This is a genomic window from Curtobacterium sp. MCBA15_012 (assembly GCF_001864935.2).
Classification (GTDB): Bacteria; Actinomycetota; Actinomycetes; order Actinomycetales; family Microbacteriaceae; genus Curtobacterium.
In genome coordinates this window covers 787,116-802,675 of the sequence record NZ_CP126267.1, presented here as the reverse complement: position 1 = coordinate 802,675, position 15,560 = coordinate 787,116, and the positions used below count along the sequence as shown (strand labels likewise).

Annotated in this window: 17 protein-coding genes; 7 read left to right on the top strand and 10 right to left on the bottom strand. The window is 73.9% G+C overall.

All coding sequences use genetic code 11. From position 1 onward, the window contains the following. Positions 1–23: 23 nt before the first annotated feature. On the bottom strand, positions 24–1,376 hold the full coding sequence (locus QOL15_RS03720; RefSeq protein ID WP_071245172.1) for a hypothetical protein: 1,353 nt from the start codon (positions 1,374–1,376) through the stop codon (positions 24–26). Between the two features lie 95 nt (positions 1,377–1,471). Here QOL15_RS03720 and QOL15_RS03715 point away from each other — a divergent pair, with 95 nt between their 5' ends. Next, entirely contained in the window at positions 1,472–1,756 is a 285-nt protein-coding gene (locus tag QOL15_RS03715) for a GNAT family N-acetyltransferase (RefSeq protein WP_065963526.1), read from the top strand. 30 nt (positions 1,757–1,786) lie between these two features. On the opposite strand, the gene QOL15_RS03710 is transcribed toward QOL15_RS03715, so the two are convergent. The 3 genes from QOL15_RS03710 to QOL15_RS03700 all read right to left on the bottom strand — a co-directional run bounded on the left by QOL15_RS03710 (position 1,787) and on the right by QOL15_RS03700 (position 4,359). Beyond that, positions 1,787–2,116 (bottom strand): hypothetical protein, encoded by a 330-nt coding sequence (locus tag QOL15_RS03710; protein WP_071245174.1) that lies wholly within the window; start codon positions 2,114–2,116, stop codon positions 1,787–1,789. Positions 2,117–2,283: 167 nt separating this feature from the next. Beyond that, positions 2,284–3,333 (bottom strand): biotin/lipoate A/B protein ligase family protein, encoded by a 1,050-nt coding sequence (locus QOL15_RS03705; RefSeq protein ID WP_071245175.1) that lies wholly within the window; start codon positions 3,331–3,333, stop codon positions 2,284–2,286. A 156-nt stretch (positions 3,334–3,489) separates the two neighbouring features. Beyond that, positions 3,490–4,359, bottom strand: coding sequence for an alpha/beta hydrolase (locus tag QOL15_RS03700; RefSeq protein WP_071245203.1), 870 nt, complete (start codon positions 4,357–4,359; stop codon positions 3,490–3,492). Positions 4,360–4,446: 87 nt separating this feature from the next. Here QOL15_RS03700 and QOL15_RS03695 point away from each other — a divergent pair, with 87 nt between their 5' ends. The 4 genes from QOL15_RS03695 (at position 4,447) to QOL15_RS03680 (ending at position 7,769) form a co-directional block, all read left to right on the top strand. Next, on the top strand, positions 4,447–5,583 hold the full coding sequence (locus QOL15_RS03695; protein ID WP_071245176.1) for an inorganic phosphate transporter: 1,137 nt from the start codon (positions 4,447–4,449) through the stop codon (positions 5,581–5,583). Positions 5,584–5,593: 10 nt separating this feature from the next. Continuing rightward, positions 5,594–5,863 (top strand): hypothetical protein, encoded by a 270-nt coding sequence (locus tag QOL15_RS03690; protein WP_071245177.1) that lies wholly within the window; start codon positions 5,594–5,596, stop codon positions 5,861–5,863. Positions 5,864–6,006: 143 nt separating this feature from the next. Further along, positions 6,007–6,426 (top strand): MarR family winged helix-turn-helix transcriptional regulator, encoded by a 420-nt coding sequence (locus tag QOL15_RS03685; protein ID WP_071245179.1) that lies wholly within the window; start codon positions 6,007–6,009, stop codon positions 6,424–6,426. Between the two features lie 5 nt (positions 6,427–6,431). Next, positions 6,432–7,769: an MFS transporter gene (locus QOL15_RS03680; protein ID WP_065963559.1), complete on the top strand. Its 1,338-nt coding sequence runs from the start codon at positions 6,432–6,434 to the stop codon at positions 7,767–7,769. A gap of 375 nt (positions 7,770–8,144) precedes the next feature. On the opposite strand, the gene QOL15_RS03675 is transcribed toward QOL15_RS03680, so the two are convergent. After that, positions 8,145–9,152, bottom strand: a complete 1,008-nt coding sequence (locus QOL15_RS03675; protein ID WP_071245181.1) for an alpha-E domain-containing protein — start codon at positions 9,150–9,152, stop codon at positions 8,145–8,147. A 144-nt stretch (positions 9,153–9,296) separates the two neighbouring features. On the opposite strand from QOL15_RS03675, the gene QOL15_RS03670 reads away from it, so the two are divergent. Both QOL15_RS03670 and QOL15_RS03665 read left to right on the top strand, forming a co-directional pair. After that, on the top strand, positions 9,297–9,821 hold the full coding sequence (locus tag QOL15_RS03670) for a MarR family winged helix-turn-helix transcriptional regulator (RefSeq protein WP_071245183.1): 525 nt from the start codon (positions 9,297–9,299) through the stop codon (positions 9,819–9,821). 57 nt (positions 9,822–9,878) lie between these two features. Further along, complete coding sequence (locus QOL15_RS03665; protein WP_071245185.1) at positions 9,879–10,100, top strand: hypothetical protein; 222 nt, start codon at positions 9,879–9,881, stop codon at positions 10,098–10,100. A gap of 70 nt (positions 10,101–10,170) precedes the next feature. Here the strand turns inward: QOL15_RS03665 and QOL15_RS03660 are convergent, their stop codons facing one another. The 5 genes from QOL15_RS03660 to recQ all read right to left on the bottom strand — a co-directional run bounded on the left by QOL15_RS03660 (position 10,171) and on the right by recQ (position 15,552). Then, positions 10,171–11,100, bottom strand: a complete 930-nt coding sequence (locus QOL15_RS03660) for an NAD(P)-dependent oxidoreductase (protein ID WP_254784053.1) — start codon at positions 11,098–11,100, stop codon at positions 10,171–10,173. Between the two features lie 58 nt (positions 11,101–11,158). Continuing rightward, positions 11,159–11,761, bottom strand: a complete 603-nt coding sequence (locus QOL15_RS03655) for a M23 family metallopeptidase (RefSeq protein ID WP_217640974.1) — start codon at positions 11,759–11,761, stop codon at positions 11,159–11,161. A 496-nt stretch (positions 11,762–12,257) separates the two neighbouring features. Further along, entirely contained in the window at positions 12,258–12,695 is a 438-nt protein-coding gene (locus QOL15_RS03650) for a hypothetical protein (protein ID WP_071245189.1), read from the bottom strand. A 116-nt stretch (positions 12,696–12,811) separates the two neighbouring features. Further along, the gene (locus tag QOL15_RS03645) at positions 12,812–13,555 is read right to left on the bottom strand and encodes a 1-acyl-sn-glycerol-3-phosphate acyltransferase (RefSeq protein ID WP_065963039.1); all 744 of its coding nucleotides are present in this window, start codon (positions 13,553–13,555) and stop codon (positions 12,812–12,814) included. A gap of 140 nt (positions 13,556–13,695) precedes the next feature. Then, positions 13,696–15,552: a DNA helicase RecQ gene (recQ, locus tag QOL15_RS03640; RefSeq protein ID WP_071245191.1), complete on the bottom strand. Its 1,857-nt coding sequence runs from the start codon at positions 15,550–15,552 to the stop codon at positions 13,696–13,698. Positions 15,553–15,560 lie beyond the last annotated feature (8 nt).

The following is a 15,560-nucleotide window of genomic DNA, read 5'->3' as shown; positions in this document are numbered from 1 at the left end:
CCGTGCCCGGCCGTCCGGAGCGATCAGGAGTCCGCGGTGGGACCGTCGTCCGAGGTGGCGTGGCACGTGACCGCACCGGGGTGCACGGCGGACGCCTTGCCCGTGCCACCGGCGAAGACCTCGACGGCCTTGCCCGCGTGCAACGCGGTGGGGACGACCACGTCGTGCGGGTCCGTGATGCCGCCGACCTCGGCGTCGACGCGGTACTCGACCGACGCCGAGGCGCAGTCGGTCGTGGGCGTCACCGCGATCGCGACACAGGAGTCGCCGTCGCAGCCGTCCGGCAGGTCGGCGGCGTCGGGGTGTGCGTCGATGTCCTGGGTGGCCGAGACCCGGTCGGCCGCGGCGGCGTCGCCCGAGGTGCAGGACACGTCGCCGATGGTCGAGTCCTCCTCGTCCTGGTACGACACGGCGAGCACGAGCGGCACGTCGGCGGACAACTCGACCGTGCGCTCCTCGACCCGGCTGGGCTCCTCGTCGTCCATGTCGGCGAAGTACCCGATCGTGACGACCGCGAGGCACGACCGGTCCGTGTCGATCTCGTACGGGTCGCAGAGGTCGTCGACGTCGGTCGTGCCGCACGTCGCGTCCCACTCGTCGTCACCGTCCAACCAGGACGCGGTCGTCGACCCGTCGTCGGACGACCACACCTCGACCGGGCCGTCGTCGGAGTACCCGTCCGCGGCCGCGGCCGCTGCGGCGATCGACTCGGCCGTGTGCGCGATCGGCGGCGCGACGGCGAACGAGGCGCCCGCCACGAGCACGAGGCCCGCGACCCCGGCGGTCAGGACGGTCAGCACGCGGTCGACCCGGGCGCTCAGACGGGACGGCGCGCCCTCGTGGAAGGGGTGCGCCGCGGGGACCGACCACGCTGCGGCGTCCCACGCGGCGGACGCCGTGTGCGGGTCGGTGTCGGGGTGCGCGGCACGGGCCCGTTCGGGCAGCTCGACCGCGCGGCGGCGGGCGGCCTCGGCGAGGACCGCGGCGAGGGCGGCCCGCCGACGGTCGGCGAGCCGGACGGCCCCGACGACCCAGAGCGCGACCCCCGCGATCAACGGCACGAGGAGGGCCAGTGCGGCGACCGCGAGGGCGCCCGTGTCGGCACCGCCGACGACGAGCCCGACGAGCACGCCGAGCGACAGGACGGCCACCCCGGCCCCGACGGTCGTCGCGACGACGAGCGACCGAGGCTGACGCCGGCGGAGCACCCGGGTCGGCACCCAGAACACCCAGCCGCGGGGCGCGGGCGGGACGTCGTCGGCCGGGGTCCACCCGGCGGCGGGCTCGGCGCCCTGGAAGAGCTCGACCCACTCGGCGGACGGCGTCGGCCAGCCGGGCGGGGTGCGGAAGCGCAGGGGGGTGGTGGTGTCGTGCACGTCGTGATGCTAGTGCCGGGCGGGAGCGCTCACAGCCCCACGTTCGGGAGCGCGCGCCCGAACGGCTCCGAGGCCGGGGGCGTACGGTCCCCTGCATGGCAGCACCCGAGGTCCGCAACGACACCGACGCACAGCAGTACTCCCTCGTCGAGGACGGCGAGGTGATCGGCTTCGCGGCGTACGAGATCGACGGCGACGAGATCCGGTTCACCCACACCGAAGTCGACCCGGCACACCGCGGCGGCGGGCACGCGTCGATCCTCGTGCAGCACGCCCTCGACGACGTCCGCGAGGGCGACCGGCGCGTCGTGCCGCTGTGCAGCTACGTCAAGGCGTGGATCGAGCGGCACCCGGACTACCAGGAGCTCACCACCCGCTGACCGACTCCGGTCAGGCCCGACCGACTGCGCTCAGTACGGCCGGTCGAGCGTCCCGGGCCGTGCCTCGTGCCGCCCGGCCCCGCGGACGGCCGGCACGCGGATGAGCACGGTCCCGCTGAGCAGGTCGTGGTCGTGGTCGGCGGGCGTCGGCGCCTCCCGCGGCAACCGCGACTGCCGTTCGGCCTCGGCCTGTGCCTCGTGCCGCGTCGGCGCGAACACCTCGTCCATCATCGACACGACACCGCCGGATCCGCCGCTCCGGGTGGCCTTGTTCGACAGGTCGATCCACCCCGCGCGATCGGCGATCCCCATCACGACGGCCGCGACGGCCACCGCCCCCAGGAAGATCAACCAGTTCACGGGCACGACGCTACGTCAGGGGCTCGGAGCAGGCCTCCGCCGCGCGGATGATCTCGACGATCCGGCCGGACGAACCTGACCCGAGGCGACCAGGCCGCACGAACCCAGCTCGAGGCGACCCGGCCGGACGAACCTCGCCCGAGACGACCCGGCCGGACGACCCCGGCTCAGGGCACCCGCTCGAGCCACTCCCGCGTGTCGAACTTCGTCGCCACGAGCTCCTGCGCCCGGGCCCGCTCGGCCTCGGTCACGTGCCCCTCGTGCGCCCCGTACAGCTTCGTGAAGGTGCCGATCAACCGGTCGATGATCTCGGCGCGGGTGAGCCCGGTCTGCGAGCGCAGCGGGTCGACGCGCTTCGCCGCCGAGGTCGTGCCCTTGTCGCTCATCTTCTCGCGACCGATCCGCAGGACCTCGACCATCTTCTGGCCGTCCATGTCGTAGCTCATCGTGGCGTGGTGCAGCAGTGCACCGGTGCCGAGGCGCTTCTGGGCGGCGCCGCCGATCTTGCCCTTGGTCGAGGTGATGTCGTTGAGCGGCTGGTAGTACGCCTCGATGCCGAGCGACTTGAGTGCCTCGATCACCCACTCGTCCAGGTAGGCGTACGAGTCGGCGAAGGTCATGCCCTGCACGAGGTCGGTCGGCACGTAGAGCGAGTACGAGATGATCGCGCCCGCGTCCATGAACATGGCACCGCCGCCGGAGATCCGACGGACCACCTGCACGCCGTACTTCTCGGCACCCGCGGGGTCGACCTCGTTCTTCAGCGACTGGAACGACCCGATCACGACGGCGGGCTGGTCCCACTCCCAGATGCGCAGGGTCGGGCCGCGGCGTCCGGCACCGACCTCCTCGGTCAGGACCTGGTCGAGTGCGAGGTGCTCGTTCGGGCTGATCGGGCCCTCGTGCACGATCTCCCAGTCGTACTCCTGCCACGTCGAGGCCCGCGAGAGCGCCCGGCGCACGGCGACGCCGACGGACTCGGGTGTGAAGCCGAGCAAGACCGCGTCCGTGGGCAGGGCACCGCGGACCGCGGCGGCGACGCCGGCCGCGTCGGTGGTGGCGGGCAGGCCGTTCACCGCTTGGTCGATGAGCGGGAGCGCGTCGTCGGGTTCGAGGAAGAAGTCACCCGCCAACCGGAACTCCTGGATGCTCCCGTCGACGACCTCGAGGTCGACGACGACCAGCTTGCCTCCGGGGACCTTGTACTCACCGTGCACGCGTCGAGCCTACGCCCGCCACGCGGTGGCCCGTCGGCCTGCCGCCGGACGGGAGGACCGTGGCGGGGCCCGCCCCGCGCCTCCCGTCCGCAGCCGGGTACTGACGGGAGGCCCGTGGCGGGCCCGCCCCGCGCCTCCCGTCCGCAGCCGGTCGCGTCAGCGACCCACGTGCCCGTCCAGCCACGCGACCAGGTCGGCGACCACCTCGTCCCGGTTCGTCTCGTTGTAGACCTCGTGCCGGGCCCCCTCGTAGACGTGCACCTGCACGTCCGACAGGCCCCCGCGACGGCGGTACGCCTGCGCGAGCCGCTCGATCGACCGCGGACCGCCGAGGGTGTCCTCGGAGCCGACCTGCAGCAGCATCGGCAGGTCGTGCGGGATGCCCCGCCGCGGCACCCCGAGCAGCCGCAGCGTGTCGCGCAGGCCGAAGAGCTTGAGCACGTCCGCGTCGACCGCGAGCGGGTCCGCCTGGATCGTCTCGATGATCGCCCGGTCGCGGCTGATCCACTCGTACCGCGTGGGGCCGGAGCCGGCGTGCCGGGCGTTCAGGTCGCCGCTGTTCATCCAGCCGGGCAGTCGGTAGGCGGTGGCGGAGAGCACGACCCCGTCGTACGCGTCCGCTGACGTGTTCACGATCCGCTGCGCCATCAGGGAACCCCAGGAGTGCCCGAGCAGCACGAACGGCAGCCCCGGGTCCTGTTCGCGGGCGACCGCGGTCATCTGCTCGACGGCGGCGATCGCGGCCCGCAGTCCGCCGGGGCCGAGCCTGCCCAGCCGGGCGTGGTCGCCGTGCCACTGCGCGAGGCCGGTCCGGCCGTGCCCGCGGTGGTCGTTCGCGTGCACGGTCCAGCCGGCGCGGACCAGGTCCTGCGCGAGCGCCTCGTACCGGAGGGAGTGCTCGCCGACACCGTGGGCGATCTGCACGATGCCCCTCGGCCGACCGGCACGCCACGTCGAGTACACGATCTCGACGCCGTGTGCGTCGGTGAACGAGGAGTCCCCTCGGGCTGCGGAGAACGTCGGCATGGCTGCATCCTGGCAGACGGCGGCCCGGCCCAGCGTGTTCATCCGGCGTTCACGCAGCGGGGGCGCAGCGGGCCTACCGTTCCGCGCATGGACGTCCTCGTCACCGTCGTACTGGTGATCCTGGTGGCCCTCGTGTTCGACTTCACGAACGGCTTCCACGACACCGCGAACGCCATGGCCACCTCGGTCGCCACCGGAGCCCTGAAGCCCCGGACCGCCGTGCTCATCTCCGCCGTCCTCAACCTGGTCGGCGCCTTCCTGTCCACCGAGGTCGCGAAGACCGTCTCGCAGGGGATCATCCGCGAGGGGCAGGACGGCATCCAGATCACCCCGACGATGATCTTCGCGGGCCTCGTCGGGGCCGTGCTCTGGAACCTCGCCACCTGGTACGCCGGTCTCCCGTCCTCGTCCACGCACGCGCTGTTCGGCGGGCTGATCGGGGCGTCGGTGGTCGGCGCCGGGCTGCAGTCCGTCGACTGGGCGACCGTGCTGTCCAAGGTCGTGCTCCCGGCGCTGCTCTCCCCCGTCATCGCCGGGGTGATCGCGCTCGTCGCGACGTACCTCGCGTACACGCTGACGCGGAACGCGACGACGCACGGTGCCGCGACCGGGTTCCGGCACGGACAGACGATCTCGGCGTCGCTCGTCTCGCTCGCACACGGCACGAACGACGCCCAGAAGACGATGGGCGTCATCACGCTGACGCTCGTCGCCGCCGGGTACCAGCCGTCGGGCAGCGGCCCGGCGCTGTGGGTGGTGCTCGCGTGCGGCCTGGCGATCGGCCTCGGCACGTACACGGGCGGCTGGCGGATCATGCAGACCGTCGGCAAGAAGATCTCGGACGTGCAGTCGCCGCAGGGCTTCGCCGCCGAGACGAGCTCCGCCGCGACGATCCTGGTGTCGTCGCACCTCGGCTTCGCCCTGTCCACCACCCACGTCACGAGCGGCTCGGTGGTCGGCTCCGGCCTCGGCAAGAAGCTCGCGGACGTGCACTGGTCGGTCGTCGGGCGGATCGCCGTGGCCTGGGTCGTCACGCTGCCGGCCGCCGCGGTCGTCGGTGCCCTGGCGACGCTCCTGGCCTCGACGAGCACGATCGGGCTCGTCGTCGTCGCCGTCCTGGCCCTGCTCGGCGGTCTGGCCTTCGCCGCCCTGGCCCGACGCCGACCGGTCACCCGCGAGACCGTCAACGACGAACGACCGGCCGCCGAGCCGGTGTCGGCCTAGGGAGGCGCACGTGTCCATCGACCTCAGCAGCATCGGGATCGTCGCGGGCGTCGGCTTCGTGGCCGCCGTCGGCATCGTGCTCGTGTACACGCTCGGCCTGCGCCTCCTCGGGGCCGGGCAGCCCGTCGACGTCGACGGTGAGCGCACCCGCGACGCGGACGAGACCGCACGCACCGGACGGACCCCGGCGGCCGCGCGCTTCGGTGCCGGCGTGTGCTTCACGGTCTGCGGCGCCGCGGTCCTGTACGGGATCTGGCTCACCGTCCCCCAGTTCCACTGACACGGCGGCGGCTCCGTCCCCGGGCGGAGCCGCCTGCCTGCTGATCCCCCACCACCGCCAGCACCACAGCCACAGCCACAGCCACTGCCACCGCAGCCGCCAAACCAGTTCGTTCGCTGAACTAATGAGGTAGGCTAACGGTCGTGCCCGACACCTCCCTCGCGACCGACCTGCGCATCGCCGTCAACCGGCTCTCGCGGACGCTCCGCGCGCAGAAGGCCGACGCGGCGATGACCGACGCCCAGTTCTCCGCCCTCGCCAGGTTGCACCGCGAGGGCGCGATGACCCTCGCCGAGCTCAGCCGGCAGGACGGCGTCACCCCGCCCTCGATGACGAAGACCGTCGCGGTGCTCGTCGACCGCGGCCTCGCGACGAAGGGCGACCACGGCGACGACCGCCGCAAGGTCCGGATCTGCGTGACGCCCGCCGGCTCGGCCGTCGTCGAGGAGACCCGTCGCCGCCGTGACGACTGGCTGTCCCCGCGCCTGGGCACGCTCACCCCCGACGAACGCCGCACGCTGGCCGACGCCACCGAGATCATGAGGAGGCTGGCCCAGCAGTGACCGCCATGTTCCGTTCCCTGGCCGCCCGCAACTACCGCATCTGGTTCGCCGGCGCCCTGGTGTCCAACGTCGGCACCTGGATGCAGCGCACCGCGCAGGACTGGATCGTCCTCACCGAGCTGTCCGACAACGACGCGGTCGCCGTCGGCGTCACGATGGCCCTGCAGTTCGGGCCGCAGCTCCTGCTCCTGCCGCTCACCGGACTGGTCGCCGACCGCTTCGACCGCCGGAAGATGCTCATGCTCACGCAGGGGCTGATGGGCGCGCTCGGCCTCGGGCTCGGGCTCATGGTCCTCACGCACACCGCGACGCTCTGGTCGCTCTACGGCTTCGCGCTCGCGCTCGGCGTCGTCGCAGCGTTCGACACCCCGATCCGGCAGACCTTCGTGTCGGACGTCGTCCAGGGCGAGCACGTGTCGAACGCCGTCGCGCTGAACTCGGCGTCGTTCAACGCCGCGCGGCTCGTCGGCCCGGCGGTCGCGGGCGTGCTCATCGCCGCGATCGGCTCCGGGTGGGTCTTCGTCATCAACGCGGCATCGTTCCTGGCCGTGCTCGTCGCGCTGCGGTTCGTCGACCCGAGACAGCTCGCCGACCGCCCGAGGGCCGGCCGCGGCAAGGGCCAGGTCATCGGCGGCTTCCGCTACGTGCGGACCCGGCCGGACATCCTCGTGGTGCTCTGCATGATCTTCGTCGTCGGCACGTTCGGCGTGAACTTCCCGATCTTCACCTCGACCATGGCCCGCGTCGAGTTCGGCAAGGGCGCCGGCGAGTTCGGCCTGCTCAACTCGGTGATGGCGATCGGCTCGGTGGCGGGCGCACTGCTCTCCGCCCGTCGTGACCGGCCGCGGATGCGCACGCTCGTCGTGGCGTCGGCGGGCTTCGGGATCGCCTGCACCGCCGCGGCGTTCGCCCCCACCTACTGGACGTTCGCCGCCGTCCTGGTGTTCGTCGGGCTCGCGTCCCTGACGTTCATGACGACCGCGAACGCACTCGTGCAGACCACGACCGCGCCGGCGATGCGCGGCCGCGTGATGGCGCTGTACATGGCCGTGTTCGCCGGCGGCACCCCGCTCGGCGCGCCCATCGTCGGCGCCGTCGCCGACGCGTTCGGCCCGCGCTGGGCCATCGGGGTCGGCGCGACCTCGGGCTTCGTGGCGCTCGCGATCGCGCTCGTCTGGCTCGTCCGGTGGCAGCGCCTGCGCCTGCGCTACGACGCCGAGGCGCCGCTGCACCTCGCGGTCACGCACGCGGTGCCCGTGGTCGGGACGCGCGCGTCGCGCGCCGCGCTGCGGCGCGAGCTCGAGCGCGAGGAGGCCGTCGCGGACCGGTCCAGCGCCGTCTGACCCGACCGGCGACGGACGCCAGGCACGGTGCCGCGCCGCCACGCGCCTCCCGGCCACCACGCGCGCGGCCGCAGAGCCCGCCGCACCGCGGTCACGCGCCTCCGGACCCGCCACCGACGGACGGGAGGCACGGCGCCGCCCCGCCACGCGCCTCCCGGCCGCCACGCGCGCGGCCGCAGAGCCCGTCGCACCGCGGCCACACACCTCCGGACCCGCCACCGACGGACGGGAGGCACGGTGCCGCCCCGCCACGCGCCTCCCGGCCACCACGCGCACGGCCGCAGGGCCCGCCGCACCGCGGTCACGCGCCTCGCGGCAGCCGGGTGGAGGGCCGGCGCGGACCACCCGGAGACCGGCCGCGCCGGCCCGGTGCGCTCAGCGCACCGGCGCCGGTGCGAAGACGCGTGCGCCGAGCGCGCCGACCACCGCGTCGACGCTGGCGGCCAGGCGGGCGACCGCGGCACGCAGCGCGTCCTCCGGCCCGCCGACGTCGATCCGGCCGAGTGCCGCACGTGCCCGTCGGAAGCCGTCGACCTCGTCGGCCAGGCACGCCGGCGCCACGTCGTCGAGACAGTCCTCGGCGCGCTGCGCCAGGAACGCGAGCGAGCGGGGACTCGTGGCGTCGTGCAGCAGGAACGACGCGACGTCGGCGGGCCGCGGCGGACGGTGCCCGTGCCCGCGCCGGAACGCCTCGACCGCACCGCACGCGCGCAGCGCCGTCGTCCACGCGTGCGCCGACGGCGCGCGGTCCTGGTGGGTGGTCGGTCCCGGGTCGTCCGGTGCCGCGCCGGCCGACGCACCGGGTCGTCCCGACGTCGACACCGGCTCGGGACGGCCTGGGTCCGCGGTCCCGCCCGGGCCGGTGTGGACGAGCTCGGAGGCGAGCAGGCGTGCGGTCACCGCGCACCGGAGCAACGACCGGCCGAGCGTGAAGAACTCCCAGACCTCGTCGCGGCTGGCGTCCCCCTCGACCACGCCGACGGCGAGGGCGCTCCGCTCCCGCACCCACCCGAGGAACTCGTGCGACCGGTCGAGCGCGACCTTCCGGGGCATCCGGGACCGCGTCGCGTCGAGGCAGTCCCAGAGCTCGGTCGCGACCACCTCGCGGGCACGTCGGGCGTGGTCGCGGGCCACCCCGACCGCGTGCGCGATCGACGCGGCTTCGTGCCGGTCCAGCGCGAGCGCGTCGACCGTGGCCGCGGCACCGGGGTCGCGCTGCCGCCCCTCGGCGCCGAGGACGGAACGCAGCGCGGCGGTGCTCGCGACCCCGTCGGCACCGAGGTCGGCGCGCACGACGTAGACGTCGAGCATCCGGGCCACCACGTCGGCACGCTCGACCGCGCTCCCGACGTGGAACACACTGCCGGCGAGACGGTTCAGCACGTCGGCTCCTGCATGGGGCGAACCTACTGACGGGGCGTTGCGACGGTGTTTCGGGCGGAGGTCCCCGGTGTTGCGGGTGTGTCGCACCAGCCGTTCTCCGCGCACTCGCTAGACAACCTAACTAGAGCGTCTAGCATTGTCCGCATGACGACCGAGGTGACGGACACCACCACGGGCTTCTGGTACGGAACGGATTCCAGGGTCGACGCGGTGGACGTGCTCAACGCGCTCCGGCGGTACCGGAGTGCCGAGAGTGCCGCACAACGACGGGCACGCGAGGCGCTCGGCATCGGCGAGAACGCCCTGCTCGCACTCCGCGTCCTGCTCGACGCCGAGGCCGCGGGCCGCGCCGTCAACGCCAAGGAACTGGCCGACCGGCTCGACATCACGCCGGCGTCCACCTCGGCCCTCGTCGACCGACTGGTCCGCAGCGGTCACGTCGAGCGCCACGCCGACCCCCACGACCGCCGCGGGGTGCTCCTCACGGCGACGGGTGGTTCCATGCGCCAGGTCCTGCAGGTCATCGACGAGCTCGACAACCGCGCGATCGAGGTCGCGGAGCACCTGCCGCCGTCGGACATGGCCGTGGTCGTCGGGTTCCTCGAGCAGATGGCCCGCGTGGTCGACCGCGACATCGAGTCGGCCGAGCCCGCCCGTCGGAGCGCCTAGCCCGGTTCGACCGTGTGCTCGCCGCCGGGTCCCGGGGTGCGCGCGTAGCCTGACGCCATGTCCGCCGACGACGCTCCCCGTACGGCACCGGCGCACGACCCCGAGGACGACATGCCCTACGCGGAGCTCGACGCCCGGGCCCGCGCCGACGCCGCGCTCCGGCGCATCCGGGGCGGTGCCGACCCGGCCCGCGAGGCGTTCGACCTCGCCAACACGATGAACGACGAGGCGGTCGGGCGGCTGGCCGGTGCCGTCCGGCGGTGGCTCCGCCGGTCCTGAGTCGCGGGCCCGGGTCACCGTGCCCGCGCGGACGTCGGCACCGCACGCGAGCACGGCACCGACGTCGTCGTCAGAAGGCGGTACCGACCGCGGCGATGTCGTCGTCCCCGTGCCCGGCCGCACTCGCGTCGCGGTAGACCCGGTCGAGTGCGTCGAGCAGCGTCGTCGACACCCCGGTCGAGCGTGCCGCGTCGGTGATGAGGCCGATGTCCTTGCGCAGACCGTCGAGCGCGAACTGGGCGGGGAACTCCCCCGCGAGCATCGACGCGCCCTTCGTGTGCGCGTAGGCCGAGTCGCTCGCCGATCCCTCGATCGCGTCGAGGAAGAGCTGCGGGTCGACGCCGAGGGCGCGTGCCACCGCGAGGGACTGGCCGGTGGCGGCCGTGATCGCAGCGATCCAGGCGTTGGCGGCGAGCTTCACCGCGGTGCCGTCGCCCACACGCTCGCCCGCGCGGACCGTCTTCGCACCGATCGCGTCGAGGACCGGCTGCACGCGGTCCAGCACGTCGGCGGGGCCGGCGGCGAGCATCGTGAGCTTCCCCTGCTCGGCGGGGCCCTTCGTGCCGAGCATCATCGCCTCGACGAGGGGCACGCCGGACTCCTCGGCGAGCCGCACGACGGTCTCGGTCCCGGAGGTCCCGATCGTCGACGCCTGCACCCACACGGCGTCCCGCGGCGCGGCACTCCCGGCCGCCCGCAGCACGTCGACGACGGCGTCCGTGTCGAAGAGCGTGAGCAGCACGACCTCGGCCTCGGCGACCGCGCTCGGGGCGTCCTGTGCGACCGTGGCGCCGTCGGACGCGAGCGGGGCGGCCCGTTCGGCGCTGCGGTTCCACACGGTGACGTCGTGGCCCTCGCGGAGGAGTGACCGGGCGACGCCGGCTCCCATCGTCCCTGTTCCCAGCACCGTCACGCGCACGTCGAGTCTCCGTCCCGTGACGGCACCGTGCCGCCACCCGGCCGACCGTACGCGCCGGGTCCGGAGATCGACGGGGCGCACGAGGGATGCGCGGGGGCACGGCTGAACATCGGCGCAGCCGGGGGCTCCCCTGGCCGGGTCACAGCACGCCGCGTGCCGCCAACCAGGGCTCCGGGTCGACGGGGACGCCGCCGACGATGACCTCGAAGTGCAGGTGCGGCCCGGTCGAGACCCCGGTGCTGCCGACCGCGCCGACCTGCTCGCCGGCGGTCACGACCTGGCCGACCCGGACGTCGATGCGGGAGAGGTGTCCGTACCGGGTCCGCGTGCCGTCCGGGTGCTGGAGCAGGACCTGGTTGCCGTAGCCGCCGAGCACCCCGGCCGAGACGACCCGCCCGGACATCACCGCGAGGGCGGGACTGCCGCTCGGCGCGGCGAAGTCGAGTCCGTGGTGGTCCGTCGAGCACGCCCCGCAGCCGGCGACGTGTCGACCGCCGAACCCGCCGGCGATCGGGACCGCGCCCTCGACCGGTCGGACCACGGTCGAGGTGATCGTCGTGCGCGGCCAGCGGTGCCCGTCGTCGTCGATGTCGACCTCGTACCCGTCGCGGGTGATCGTGGTCGTCGGTACCGACGGCGCGGCGAAGTGCTGCGTCGTCACGCGTCCGGCCGCGGGCGTCGTGGGGACCGCGGTCGCCTTCCGGGCGTCACCGACGGCGACGAACAGGCACGCGGCGAGCACGGCGGCGGTGACGGGGACGAGCTTGGCGGACGCCTTGTGAGCGGCCGCGCTCCGTTCCGTCCGGGCCGGTGCGCCGACGAACGGACGCGCCGGCGGCGTCGCGCGGACGGTCGGAGCCGCCCGCCTCGTCGTACCGGGGAGCGGACCCGCCGGCGGCGTCGCGCCCCGGATCGGGGCGGCACGACGGGCGGCGCGACGCGGGGATGAGACCGGGACGGCGGAAGGGGGGACCGCCGCCCCGGTGGTCAGGAGGCGTCCGGCACCGCGTGCGGCACCGGCAGGCGTCGGGGCAGCAGCACGGCGTGCAGCCCGGCGCGGAGAGGAGACCGGAGCGGCGGCAGGGGGGACCGCCGCCCCGGTGGTCGGGGGCCCGGCGACACCGGCTCGCGAGGAGCGACGGCCCGGGGCGACGTGTCGAGCGCCGGCACGTCGTCGCGGGGCGGCGCGCATCGGGAGGAACTCGGTGGCGGACATGATCGGACCGGACGGAGAGCGGTCAGGCGCGGACGACACCGTCGCGGGTGATGCGCTCGAGCTCGTGCACGACCGCGTCGACGACCACGCGGGTCAGGGCGTCGGCGACTGCCTCGACGAGGCCGAGCTGCTCCGCACCGACGACGTGCTCGTTCCCGAGCGCCGCGCGCGCCTGCGCCGGGATCGCGTCGATGGCGGTCACGAGTGCGGCGGGCACGAGGGCGGACTGCTGCGGCGGGACCGGTGCAGCGAAGGGAGAGGTCGGCGCGGTGACCGAGGTGACCGACGACACCACCGGGACGGCACGGTCGGCGTCGTCACGCGGGGTGCCAGTGGGGCCGGTGTTCGAGCGACCGGTGACCTCCGCGGCGGCGTCCGCCTGGGCGGTGCCGGTGCTGCTGACCGGGCCCCGACGGGAGGCGCGGTCGGCGATGGAGTCGAAGAGCGGGGTGGAGGACATGCTGCGTGCCTTCTGATCGAGGTCGGGTGGTCCGGCCCGCCGAGCGTTCGGACGCTTGCGGGCACGACCCCGATTCAACCACTGATATGCAGAATGTGCAATAGCGTGCTCCAGGATCAGTCCGGTTCGACCGCCTGGGTCGGGTCGTCCCGCCGGAGCACCTGCCGCACGCGCTCGACGATCGTCGACGGCGGGTTGTTGTACGCGTTCGCCGGCTCCTGCCCGCTCAACGCCTGGATCGCCGCCATCACGGCGTCGGTCGCGTGGCGTCGAGCCCGCCCGGACGACGCATCACCGAAGCCGGACAGGTCCATCGGCGCGCCGAACTCGATCGTCACGCGGGCGAGCTTCGGCACCTTCGAGCCGACCGGCTGCACGTCCTCGGTGCCGGTCAGCGCCACCGGTACGACGGGGGCGCCGCTGGTGAGGGCCAGCCAGGCGACCCCGGTCCGACCCTTGTAGAGCCTGCCGTCGAGGGAGCGCGTGCCCTCGGGGTAGATCGCGAACGCCTCCCCCGCCTCGAGCCGTTCCAGCCCCAGGTCGAGGGCCTGCTGCGCCGCCGCACCCGCACCGCGCTCGACGCCGATCGCGCCGATGCCTCCGAAGAACGCCCTCGACACCGCACCGCGGAAGCCCGTGCCCGTGAAGTACTCCTGCTTCGCGAGGAACGAGACCTTCCGCGGCGCCATGAGGGTGATCGCCGGGGAGTCGATGAAGGACCGGTGGTTGCTCGCCAGGATCACGGCGCCGCGCTTCGGCACGTTGCGCCGACCGACGATGCGGGGGCGCCAGAGCATCCGGGCGAGCGGGGTCACCACCGCGCGACTGAGCGTGGTGGTGATCTTCGTCGAACCGGACACCGGGGCCTCCTCGTGGCGGGGTCTCCGAGTGTAGTGAGCGCGCCGGGACCCGCATGCCGCGTGCGGCATGGGTCCGCGGTAGGTGCCCGGGACACCGCGCAGCGGCCCCGGGTCAACGCCCGCCGTGCGCTCCGCGCCGGTCAGTCGGCGTGCGAGGACACCACGTCGAGCACGGCACGGCCGTAGTGCTCGAGCTTCGCCGCACCGACGCCGGAGATCTCGGCGAGCTGGTCCTGGTCGGCGGGACGCACAGCCGCGATGCCGCGCAGGGTCGCGTCGTTGAAGACCACGTACGCCGGGACGCCCTGCTCGCGGGCCTGCGCCGCACGCCAGGCCCGCAGCGCCTCGAACAGGCCCACGGCCTCCTGCGGCATGTCCGTCACGGCCTGCCGCCTGGTCCGGGACGTGCGCGGCGCCTTGACCGGGTCGCGGCGCATGAGCACCCGGACCCGTCCGCTCAGGACGTCGGCGCTCGTGGGGCTGAGCACGATCGTGCCGTAGCCGTCGCCCGACACCGCGGCGTAGCCCTGCGCCAGGACCTGCCGCGCCACCGCGCGCCACTCCCCCTCGCTCAGGTCGCTGCCGATGCCGAACGTCGCCAGCGAGTCGTGCCGGAGCTCCTGCACGCGCGGCGACTGCTTGCCGACGAGGATGTCGACGAGGTGCGCGACGCCGTACCGCTGCCCGCGCTCACGTTCGAGCCGGACGACCGTCGACAAGAGCTTCTGCGCCGGGACGGTGCCGTCCCACGGCTCGGGCGGCGCGATGCACGTGTCGCAGTTGCCGCACGGCGTGGACTCCTGGCCGAAGTACGCCAGCAGCCGGACCCGGCGGCACTCGATCGTCTCGCACAGGGCGAGCATGGCGTCGAGGTGGGCGCTGAGCTGCCGACGGTGTGCGGCATCGCCCTCGGACTGGTCGATCATCCGGCGCTGCTGCACGACGTCGTTCAGGCCGTACGCGAGCCACGCGGTCGAGGGCAGCCCGTCCCGCCCGGCACGACCGGTCTCCTGGTAGTAGCCCTCGACCGACTTCGGCAGGTCGAGGTGCGCCACGAAGCGGACGTCGGGCTTGTCGATGCCCATGCCGAACGCGATCGTGGCCACCATGACGATGCCGTCCTCGCGGAGGAAACGGGACTGGTTGCGCTCGCGCACCTTGGCGTCGAGACCGGCATGGTACGGCAGTGCCGGGATGCCCTGGTCGGCGAGCGCCGCGGCCGTGCGCTCGACCGAGTTGCGCGACAGGCAGTAGACGATGCCGGCGTCCCCGCTGTGCTCCGTGCGGATGAACGTGAGCAGCTGCTGCATCGCGCCGGTCTTCGGCTCGATCCGGTACTGGATGTTCGGCCGGTCGAAGTCGGCGACGAAGTGCGCTGCGTCGTCGAGGCCGAGCCGCCCGGAGATCTCACGGTGGGTCTGCGGCGTCGCCGTGGCGGTGAGCGCGACCCGCGGCACGGTCGGCCACCGCTCGTGCAGGATGCTCAGCTCGAGGTAGTCCGGCCGGAAGTCGTGGCCCCACTGGGCGACGCAGTGGGCCTCGTCGATCGCGAACAGGGCGATGCGGGCGCGGTCGAGCAGGGCGCGGGTCGACTCGAGCCGCAGGCGCTCGGGCGCGAGGTAGAGCATGTCGACCTCGCCGGAGACGACGGCACGCTCCACCCGCGAGCGCTCGTCGGGCCCCTGGGTCGAGTTGAGGAACGCCGCGCGCACGCCGTTCGCCGCGAGGGCGTCGACCTGGTCCTGCATGAGGGCGATCAGCGGCGAGACCACGACCCCGACGCCGTCGCGGACGAGTGCCGGGACCTGGTAGCAGAGCGACTTGCCGCCACCGGTCGGCATGAGGACGAGGGCGTCCCCACCGGACACGACCTGGTCGATGATCGCGGCCTGTTCACCCCGGAAGTCGTCGTAGCCCCACACCCGGCGCAGGACGTCGAGCGCCGCCGAGCGTGACGGGGACACCGGCGCGACGGCGGGCGCGGGCGTGGAACTCATGCCACGAG

Excerpts from the sequence above, each read along its gene's own strand:
- QOL15_RS03680 (WP_065963559.1), top strand. The coding sequence starts at position 6,432 with ATGTTCCGTTCCCTGGCCGCCCGCAACTACCGCATCTGGTTCGCCGGC.
- QOL15_RS03670 (WP_071245183.1), top strand. The coding sequence starts at position 9,297 with ATGACGACCGAGGTGACGGACACCACCACGGGCTTCTGGTACGGAACG.
- recQ (WP_071245191.1), bottom strand. The coding sequence starts at position 15,552 with ATGAGTTCCACGCCCGCGCCCGCCGTCGCGCCGGTGTCCCCGTCACGC.
- QOL15_RS03695 (WP_071245176.1), top strand. The coding sequence starts at position 4,447 with ATGGACGTCCTCGTCACCGTCGTACTGGTGATCCTGGTGGCCCTCGTG.
- QOL15_RS03665 (WP_071245185.1), top strand. The coding sequence starts at position 9,879 with ATGTCCGCCGACGACGCTCCCCGTACGGCACCGGCGCACGACCCCGAG.
- QOL15_RS03715 (WP_065963526.1), top strand. The coding sequence starts at position 1,472 with ATGGCAGCACCCGAGGTCCGCAACGACACCGACGCACAGCAGTACTCC.
- QOL15_RS03650 (WP_071245189.1), bottom strand. The coding sequence starts at position 12,695 with ATGTCCTCCACCCCGCTCTTCGACTCCATCGCCGACCGCGCCTCCCGT.
- QOL15_RS03700 (WP_071245203.1), bottom strand. The coding sequence starts at position 4,359 with ATGCCGACGTTCTCCGCAGCCCGAGGGGACTCCTCGTTCACCGACGCA.